The sequence below is a fragment of the Aeromonas media genome (assembly GCF_000819985.1).
Classification (GTDB): domain Bacteria; phylum Pseudomonadota; class Gammaproteobacteria; order Enterobacterales; family Aeromonadaceae; genus Aeromonas; species Aeromonas media.
Window position 1 is genome coordinate 14,532 of the sequence record NZ_CDBZ01000190.1, and the last position, 8,769, is coordinate 23,300.

General features: G+C 61.1%; 8 protein-coding genes. 5 read left to right on the forward strand and 3 right to left on the reverse strand.

The window, feature by feature from the left end; all coding sequences use genetic code 11:
* Nucleotides 1-46: 46 nt before the first annotated feature.
* Nucleotides 47-502 carry an NfeD family protein gene (locus tag BN1127_RS16120; RefSeq protein ID WP_042650103.1) on the reverse strand — a complete coding sequence of 152 codons (456 nt, stop codon included), beginning with the start codon at nt 500-502 and terminating at the stop codon, nt 47-49.
* The gene (locus BN1127_RS16125) at nt 499-1,422 is read right to left on the reverse strand and encodes an SPFH domain-containing protein (RefSeq protein WP_025328220.1); all 924 of its coding nucleotides are present in this window, start codon (nt 1,420-1,422) and stop codon (nt 499-501) included. Before BN1127_RS16125 ends, BN1127_RS16120 begins: the two co-directional genes overlap by 4 nt.
* A 198-nt stretch (nt 1,423-1,620) precedes the next feature.
* On the opposite strand from BN1127_RS16125, the gene cysG reads away from it, so the two are divergent.
* From cysG to cysC, 5 genes are all read left to right on the forward strand, one after another.
* Nucleotides 1,621-3,063, forward strand: a complete 1,443-nt coding sequence (cysG, locus tag BN1127_RS16130; RefSeq protein WP_042650104.1) for a siroheme synthase CysG — start codon at nt 1,621-1,623, stop codon at nt 3,061-3,063.
* Nucleotides 3,064-3,171: 108 nt separating this feature from the next.
* Nucleotides 3,172-4,080, forward strand: a complete 909-nt coding sequence (gene cysD, locus BN1127_RS16135; protein WP_005327673.1) for a sulfate adenylyltransferase subunit CysD — start codon at nt 3,172-3,174, stop codon at nt 4,078-4,080.
* Between the two features lie 24 nt (nt 4,081-4,104).
* Nucleotides 4,105-5,532 (forward strand): sulfate adenylyltransferase subunit CysN, encoded by a 1,428-nt coding sequence (gene cysN / locus BN1127_RS16140; protein ID WP_042650105.1) that lies wholly within the window; start codon nt 4,105-4,107, stop codon nt 5,530-5,532.
* 4 nt (nt 5,533-5,536) lie between these two features.
* The gene (locus BN1127_RS16145; protein WP_042650106.1) at nt 5,537-7,261 is read left to right on the forward strand and encodes an SLC13 family permease; all 1,725 of its coding nucleotides are present in this window, start codon (nt 5,537-5,539) and stop codon (nt 7,259-7,261) included.
* 49 nt (nt 7,262-7,310) lie between these two features.
* On the forward strand, nt 7,311-7,904 hold the full coding sequence (cysC, locus tag BN1127_RS16150; protein WP_042650107.1) for an adenylyl-sulfate kinase: 594 nt from the start codon (nt 7,311-7,313) through the stop codon (nt 7,902-7,904).
* A 170-nt stretch (nt 7,905-8,074) separates the two neighbouring features.
* On the opposite strand, the gene BN1127_RS21770 is transcribed toward cysC, so the two are convergent.
* Nucleotides 8,075-8,713 carry a hypothetical protein gene (locus tag BN1127_RS21770; protein WP_082030132.1) on the reverse strand — a complete coding sequence of 213 codons (639 nt, stop codon included), beginning with the start codon at nt 8,711-8,713 and terminating at the stop codon, nt 8,075-8,077.
* Nucleotides 8,714-8,769 lie beyond the last annotated feature (56 nt).

Below are 8,769 nucleotides of genomic sequence, written 5' to 3' on the forward strand. Positions count from 1 at the left end.
GCCGGGCCCGTTTTTTTATGGCCACTGCGGGGCAAATGCTCACCAGTCAGGGCAGCGGCTCCACCAGTAGAATGTGGGAGTCATATCCCGTCACCCGCACCTTGCTGCCCGCCGGCAGCGGCACAGGGCAGCGCACCGTCCAGACGGTGTCATCCAGATGCACCCGGCTGGAGCCCTGGATCACCTCATCCAGCAGGGTCAGCTCTCGCCCGAGATAGCTCTGCATCCGCTCGTTGATGGGGGCGGCCGCATCGCGGCTCGAGCGGTCGCGCTTGTGCTGCCAGCGCCACCAGGCCCAGGTGGTCACCAGGGACTGCGCCGCGAACAGCAGCAGCTGTGCCTGCCAGCCGAAGGGCCAGAGCAGCAGCAAGAGCCCTACCTCCAGGGCGGCGATGCCGGTCCAGAGCAGAAAGCCCACCGACCCCAGCACCTCGATGGCCAGCAGCACGAAGCCGAGCCCCAGCCAGTGCCAGTGAGTCAACCCCTCGAACAGGGCTGTCATGACTTGCCGACCTTGCCATCTTTGTTGAACAGCTCGGCCATGCCCGCCACCGAGCCAATCAGGCTGCCCGCCTCCAGCGGCATCATGATGATCTTGCTGTTGGGGCCCTCGCCGATGCGGGCCAGGGCCTCGGTGTATTTCTGGGCCACGAAGTAGTTGATGGCCTGCATATCCCCTTCCGCTATAGCTTTCGAGACCATATGGGTCGCCTTGGCTTCCGCCTCGGCGGCCCGCTCCCGCGCCTCGGCGGCGAGGAAGGCGGCCTGGCGTTCCCCTTCGGCCTTGAGGATCTGGGACTGCTTCTCGCCTTCGGCTTTCAGTATCTTGGACTGGCGCACCCCTTCGGCTTCCAGCACCTCGGCCCGTTTCTGGCGCTCTGCCTTCATCTGGGCGTTCATGGCTTCCACCAGCGCCAGCGGCGGGCGTACATCCTTGATCTCGATCCGGGTCACCTTGATGCCCCAGGGGGCGGTGGCCGCATCCATGGTGCGCAGCAGCTTCTCGTTGATGGTGTCGCGCTGGGAGAGCATCTCGTCCAGCTCCATGGCGCCGAGCACTGTCCGCATGTTGGTCATGGTCAGATTGCGGATGGCGCTGGTGAGGTCGTTGACCTCATAGGCCCCCTTGCGGGCATCCACCACCTGCACGAAGCTGATGGCGTCTATGGTGACGTTGGCGTTGTCCCGGGAGATCACCTCCTGGGCCGGGATGTCCAGCACCTGCTCCATCATGATGATCTTGTGGCCGACCCTGTCCACATAGGGGATCAGCAGGTTGAGACCGGGGGAGAGGGTACGGGTGTAGCGGCCGAAGCGCTCCACGGTCCAGTTGAAACCCTGTGGCACTATCTTGATGCCCGCGCTCAGGGTGGCCAGCACCAGGAACACGAAGATCCCCAGCACAATCAATGACTCATTCATGGTAAAGCTCCTTATGAAACACTTTCACTAGCCTAGGGTCTGGTGCGAACCACCACAAGGACATTCGCTCCCCTTTGCCACGACATGGTTTTGCTAATTACTAAAACGCATTAAAGAGCATTTTTTATTATTTTGAGGGATAAGGACTCCTGCCTATAGTCGCCCCAGATGTCGTCGTATGCCGAGGAGTGGGCCCTGATGGATTATTTACCTATGTTTGCCAGGTTGGAAGGCCGCCCGGTATTGCTGGTGGGCGGGGGCGAGGTTGCCCTGCGCAAGGCGCGCCTGTTGCTGGCGGCAGGAGCCCGGCTGACCCTGGTCTCCCCCGAGATCGACCCCGACTTCCATGAATTTGCCGGTCGCTTCACCCATGTGGCGGCGCGCTTCGACCCGGCCCATCTGGCCGGCCAGATCCTGGTGGTGGCCGCCACCGACAGCCTCGAGGACAATGCCCTGGTCTATCAGAGCGCCAACCAGCTCGGGCTGTTCGTCAACGTGGTGGACGATCCCGAGCGCTCCAGCTTTATCTTCCCTTCGATCATCGATCGCAGCCCCATCATGGTGGCCGTCTCCAGCGGCGGCAAGGCCCCCGTGCTGGTGCGTCTGCTGCGCGAGCGGCTCGAGAGCCTGCTGCCCCGCCATCTCGGCGGGCTGGCCGAGCTCTCCGGCCGGGTGCGCCGCCGGGCCAAGCAGGTGCTGGCCTCCCTCTCCGATCGCCGCCGCTTCTGGGAGCGCGCCTTTGCCTCCAATACCCTGGCCGGTCTGATTGAGAAAGCCGATTGGCAGGGGGCCGAGCGCTGGCTCAATGAGGGGCTGGACAAGGCCCAGACCGAGGTGGGGGAAGTGGTGCTGGTGGGGGCGGGCCCCGGCGATCCTGGCCTGCTGACCCTCAAGGCGCTGCAACAGATCCAGCAGGCCGAAGTGGTGCTCTATGACCAGCTGGTCTCCCCGGAGATCCTGGACCTGGTGCGCCGGGACGCCACCCTGGTGTCGGTCGGCAAGAAGGCTGGCGCCCACAGCGTGCCCCAGGAGGAGACCAATCGCCTGCTGGTGGAATACGCTCGCGCGGGCAACCGGGTGGTGCGGCTCAAGGGGGGGGATCCCTTCATGTTCGGCCGCGGCGGCGAGGAGCTGGAAGTGCTGGCAGAGGAGGGCATTCCCTTCTCGGTGGTGCCCGGCATCACGGCCGCCGCCGGCGCCACCGCCTATGCGGGCATACCGCTCACCCACCGCGACCATGCCCAGAGCGCCGTCTTTATCACCGGGCATTGTCAGCAAGGGGGCCAGAAGGATGGCAAGGAGCCCGACTGGCAGCAGCTCGCCGCCACCAACCAGACCCTGGTGATCTACATGGGGCTGATGCGCTCCGAGCACATCCAGCAGCAGCTGGTGAGCCATGGCCGAAGCAGCGCCACCCCCATCGCCATCATAGAGCGCGGCACCACGGCGCGGCAGCGGGTATTGACCGGCACCCTCGACGAGCTGGCCGAACTGGCAGCCCAGGCGGTGAGCCCGTCGCTCATCGTCATCGGCGAGGTGGTGGCTCTGCGCAAGCAGCTCGCCTGGTTTGGCGAGCAGGGTGGCGAACAGGCCAAAACAGAGGCGAGCCGCCACGAACTGAAGCTGGTGAGCCTGGCCTGAGGGCAGGCTGCGACAGCAACCGATTTGACGGTGCGGCCAAGGCGGCACCGAACTGAACCAGAACTGCGCCCCGAGCAGGCGCGATAGCAATGAACCGAGGACCCAGACATGGACCGTGAAAGACTGACACACCTGCAACAGCTGGAAGCCGAGAGCATCCACATCATCCGCGAGGTGGCTGCCGAATTTGAAAACCCGGTGATGATGTACTCCATCGGCAAGGACTCCTCCGTCATGCTGCACCTGGCCCGCAAGGCCTTCTATCCGGGCAAGATCCCCTTCCCGCTGCTCCACGTGGACACCAACTGGAAGTTCAAGGAGATGATCAAGTTCCGGGACGAGACCGCCAAAAAGTACGGGCTGGATCTCATCGTCCACAAGAACCCGGACGGCCTGGCCATGGACATCAACCCCTTCGTGCACGGCAGCGGCAAGCACACCGACATCATGAAGACAGAGGGGCTCAAGCAGGCGCTGAACAAGTACGGCTTCGATGCCGCCTTTGGTGGCGCCCGCCGGGACGAGGAGAAATCCCGTGCCAAGGAGCGGGTCTACTCCTTCCGCGACAAGTCCCACCGCTGGGATCCGAAGAACCAGAGACCCGAGCTGTGGCGCGTCTACAACAGCCAGGTCAACAAGGGGGAGAGCATCCGTGTCTTCCCGCTCTCCAACTGGACCGAGCTCGACATCTGGCAATACATCTATCTCGAGAACATCGACATAGTGCCGCTCTACTTTGCCGCCCATCGCCCAGTGGTGGAGCGCAATGGCATCAAGATCATGGTGGATGACGAGCGCATGCCCATCGGCCCGGAAGACGAGGTGAAGCAGGAGCTGGTGCGCTTCCGCACCCTGGGTTGCTACCCGCTGACCGGTGCCATCGACTCCAATGCCACCACCCTGCCGGAGATCATCGAAGAGATGCTGATCACCACCTCGAGCGAGCGGCAAGGGCGGCTCATCGACCACGATCAGGCCGGCTCCATGGAGCAGAAGAAGCGTCAGGGCTATTTCTAAAAAAATGTTCTAAGGAATCGCAACATGAACAACCATATTCAGACCGCCATCAGCGAACAGGGCATTGAAGCCTACCTGCACGCCCAGCAACACAAGAGCCTGCTGCGCTTTCTCACCTGCGGCAGCGTGGACGACGGCAAGAGCACCCTCATCGGCCGCCTGCTGCACGACTCCCAGCAGATCTATGAAGATCAGTTGAAAGCGCTGGAGTCCGACAGCCAGAAGCTCGGCACCACCGGCGAGAAGCTGGACCTGGCACTGCTGGTGGACGGCCTGCAGGCGGAGCGCGAGCAGGGCATCACCATTGATGTGGCCTACCGCTATTTCTCCACCGCCAAGCGCAAGTTCATCATCTCGGACACCCCGGGCCACGAGCAGTACACCCGCAACATGGCCACCGGCGCTTCCACTTGCGATCTGGCGATCATATTGATCGACGCCCGCAAGGGAGTGCTGGATCAGACCCGTCGCCACAGCTTTATCGCGAGCCTCCTTGGCATCAAGCAGTTCGTGGTGGCGGTCAACAAGATGGATCTGGTGGAGTTCAGCCAGGAGGTGTTCGAGCGCATCAGTGCCGCGTACCGCGAATTCGCCAGGAAGCTCAGCGTCGACACCATCCACATAGTGCCGGTCTCCGCCCTGGACGGTGACAACGTGGTCAACCCGAGCGACAAGCTGGCCTGGTACGAAGGCGAGACCCTGCTCTCCCTGCTGGAGAGCGCCGAGGTGGAGCGCGAGCTGGAGCGTCACCCGGTGCGCCTGCCGGTGCAGTACGTGAACCGCCCCAACCTCGATTTTCGCGGCTTCGCGGGCACCCTGGCCTCCGGCATCCTGCGGGTTGGCGACCGGCTTGCGGTGCTGCCCTCCGGCAAGGAGAGCACCGTGACCCGCATCGTCACCTTCGACGGGGATCTGGAATATGCCCTGCCGGGTCAGGCCATCACGGTCACCTTCGCGGACGAGATCGACATCAGCCGGGGCGACCTGCTGGTGGATGCGGCGAAAAAGCCCCAGGTGACCCAGAACGTGCTGGCTCACATCGTCTGGATGGGGGAAGAGTCCCTGCAACCGGGCCGGGTCTATGACGTCAAGCTGGCCACCAAGAAGAGTCGCGGTCAGGTGGAGGCGATCCGCCACCGCATCGAAATCAACAAGCTGGACGAGCTGCCCGCCTCCGAGCTCAAGCTCAACGAGATCGGCCTGTGCGAATTCAGCCTGACCGACCCGGTGGCGTTTGACCCCTATAAGGAGATCCGCGATACCGGCAGCTTCATCCTGATCGATCGGCTGACCAACGTCACCGTCGGTGCGGGCATGATAGTGGAAGGGCTGGCGGCCAAGGCAGTGAAAGGGCAATACAGCGAGTTCGAAGTGGAGCTCAACGCCCTGGTGCGCAAGCACTTCCCCCACTGGCAGGCGCTGACCATCAGCAACGATTCCGGCAAGGAGTAAGCCCATGACCTGGCAACAATCCCTGGTGCTGGGTCTGCTGGCTGCCCTCGTCGCCCTGCTGATCCAGGGCAAACTCCGGCCGGCGCTGCTCTTCTCGGGCGCCGTGCTCATCACCTATCTGAGCGGCCTGGCGGACATCAACGCCGTGGTGGCGGGTTACACCAACAGCGCCCTGCTGACCCTGGTGTTGCTGCTGCTGGTGTCGCTGGCGGTGGAGAAGACCCGGGTCATGAGCTGGTTCGCCAACCTGGTGGGCACCGGCTCCTTCAACAAGGTGCTGGTGAAGGTGTGGTTCTCCACCGCCTTCCTGTCGGCCTTCGTCAACAACACCGCCGTGGTGGCCTCCATGCTGGGGGCGGTCAAACGCAACCCCAACCATGCGCCCTCCCGGCTGCTGCTGCCCATGTGCTTCGCGGCGACCTTTGGCGGCGTGCTGACCCTGATCGGCACCTCCACCAATCTCATCGTCAACAGCTTCCTCATCAAGATGGGGGCGCCGCCGCTCGGTATGTTCGACTTCTTTATGGTGGGAGCGGGGACATTGCTGACCGGCTTGGTCGCCGTGCTGCTGTTTGCCCGCCACCTGCCGGAGCAGGACACCGAGATGAGCCGGGAATCCGGCTACTTTCTCGAGGCCAAGGTGGGCCCCGGTTCCCCCATGGCCGGGCGCAGCGTGAAGGAGAACGGCCTGCGCAGTCTGAAAAGCCTCTATCTCGCCGAGATCATCCGGGGCGATCAGGTGATCTGCCCGGTGCAGCCGGAGCATGAGTTGCACGAGGGGGACATGCTGCTGTTTTGCGGCGACGTGGAGAGTGTCGGCGTGTTGCAGGAGCTCAAGGGGCTGGATCTCTACGGCCAGCACCGTCTCAACGGGCAGCATCTGGTGGAGGTGATCGTCAGCCACAGCTCGCGGCTGGTGGGGCAGACCATCAAGGATGCGGAGTTTCGCACCCACTTCGATGCGGTGGTGCTGGCGGTGCGCCGGGGCGAGACCCAGCTCACTGGCGGCCTCGGCCAGATTGAACTGCACGCCGGTGATACCCTGCTGCTGGCCCCAGGCCCCAAGTTTGCGGGCAACAAGTCCCTCTCCCGGGAGTTCGTGGTGGTGAGCGGGCTGGAAGCCTCCACCCGACTCGATGGCAAGCGCAGCGCCGCCGTGGTGCTGGGCTTTCTCGGGGTGCTGGCGTTGTCGGTGTTCGATCTGGTGCCGCTCTTCAAGGGGCTGCTGGTGATGCTGGTGGTGCTGCTCTTCTCCCGCATCCTGACCCTGGATGAGATCCGCCGCCGCTTTCCGCTCGACATCTGGCTGGTGGTGGGCGGGGCGCTGGCCATCGCGGATCAGCTGGAGAAGAGCGGGCTGGCCAGGTTGATTGCCGACTGGCTGATGGGGGAGTTCAACGGTTCCAGCCCCATCATCGCCTTTATCGGCATCTACCTGTTTACCCTGGTGCTGACCGAGCTGATGAGCAACAACGCCGCCGCGGCCCTGGCGTTCCCCATGGGGTACCAGCTGGCGCTCAGCATGGATGTCTCCACCATGCCGTTCATCCTGGCGGTGCTGTTCGGGGCCAGCTCCAGCTTTATACTGCCCTACGGCTACCAGACCAACCTCATGGTCTATGCGGCGGGCAACTACAATATGCCGGATTATCTCAAGCTGGCGGTGCCTGTCTCCCTGGCCTACAGCATCGGGGTGATCGTCATGGTGCCCCTGCTGTTTCCGTTTTAAGGCGCAACCCTCTTCGTTTTGGGGCCCTGATGCCTCGCAAGGAGTTTGAATGAGCAATATCGTGTGGCACGACCATGCTGTCGACAAAGAGAGCCGGGCAGAGCAGAAGGGGCAAAAGCCGCTGGTGATCTGGTTCACCGGGCTCTCCGGGGCGGGCAAATCCACCCTGGCGGGGGCGCTGGAGCAGGCGCTGGCGGCCGAGGGTAAGCACACCTATCTGCTGGATGGTGACAATGTGCGCCATGGCCTCTGCGGTGATCTCGGCTTCGACGACGCCGCCCGCCAGGAGAATATCCGACGGGTTGGCGAAGTGGCGAAACTCATGGTGGATGCGGGCCTTATCGTGCTCACCGCCTTTATCTCGCCGTTTCGCACCGAGCGGGATCTGGTGCGAAATCTGTTAGGAGCCGACGAGTTCGTCGAGGTGTTTGTGGATGCACCGCTCTCCGTGTGCGAAGAGCGCGACCCCAAGGGGCTCTACAAGAAGGCGCGGGCCGGGGAGATCCGCAACTTCACCGGCATCGACTCCGCCTACGAGGCGCCGGAGCAGCCGGAAATCCATCTGCTCAACGCCGGTAAACCGGTGGAGATGCTGGTGGATGAACTGCTGACTGCCCTGAGGCAGCGAGAGCTGATCGACTAAGGTGGATTGTCAGCACAAAGTTTTGATAAACAAGGGGGCGTTTGCCCCTTTGTTTACTGTATTCCGATTATGCGCTTTGTCGTCAGCGGATCTTCGCTTGAAGGCTGCAGGTTACGTGGTACTCAAAAGGGTGGGTGTCATAATATCCAAAAGATAGCTGATAACGTTTGTTAGGCTTGTTTTTTAGATTGTGCTGGAATAATTTCGCTGCTTATAAATAAGCGGCAAAGCTCTGTTGGAATGATTGCGCCTCCATCTAAACCACCATTATTAACACCTAACCCCGTATTTACATACGCCAATAGAGTCGACTCATCCATGTTGAGTGAGTCTCTTATCGTTGATTGAGAAAATAGTGCAATCCCATTTATTTCAAATGTTGGTATTCTTTCAAGTGCATGAAGCATATGACGAAGTTGATTATAGTTAATGATTTCTTTGGCGTAAGCGGAAAAACACTTTGCTGCTAATTCTGGCTTTGCTTCACTTTCCATGCGGTCGAGTATTTCAATTAGTGCTGTGCCTACTTTTCCAGCGAACTTATCATCTTCGTTTAACTTATCAACCATTATCATTCTATCGTGCAGTGGTACGTCTGATAACTGATTAATAAACTTAATTAGTTTGGTTGCAAATATATGGTCTTTAACCATGCTGATACTATTGCACATGTTTACGACTGTGCTTACAAAAGGAATTTCTTTAAGTGCTCCCGACTCTAAAGCTGCGTCTATGCCCAGCTCTGCATATTCTTTACCCAAGGGAAGGTGCGAATAAGCGGGGAAATTCTTCTCGGCTGACTCAGTCATTTCATTTCTTCATGTTTGAGCCGTTTTTTCTCCCGTAAATGCCTTGAATCAGCCTA

Bases quoted from the DNA above. Each gene is read 5' to 3' on its own strand.
- cysC (WP_042650107.1), top strand. From the start codon at position 7,311: ATGAGCAATATCGTGTGGCACGACCATGCTGTCGACAAAGAGAGCCGG.
- cysG (WP_042650104.1), top strand. From the start codon at position 1,621: ATGGATTATTTACCTATGTTTGCCAGGTTGGAAGGCCGCCCGGTATTG.
- BN1127_RS16120 (WP_042650103.1), bottom strand. From the start codon at position 502: ATGACAGCCCTGTTCGAGGGGTTGACTCACTGGCACTGGCTGGGGCTC.
- BN1127_RS21770 (WP_082030132.1), bottom strand. From the start codon at position 8,713: ATGACTGAGTCAGCCGAGAAGAATTTCCCCGCTTATTCGCACCTTCCC.
- cysN (WP_042650105.1), top strand. From the start codon at position 4,105: ATGAACAACCATATTCAGACCGCCATCAGCGAACAGGGCATTGAAGCC.
- cysD (WP_005327673.1), top strand. From the start codon at position 3,172: ATGGACCGTGAAAGACTGACACACCTGCAACAGCTGGAAGCCGAGAGC.
- BN1127_RS16125 (WP_025328220.1), bottom strand. From the start codon at position 1,422: ATGAATGAGTCATTGATTGTGCTGGGGATCTTCGTGTTCCTGGTGCTG.
- BN1127_RS16145 (WP_042650106.1), top strand. From the start codon at position 5,537: ATGACCTGGCAACAATCCCTGGTGCTGGGTCTGCTGGCTGCCCTCGTC.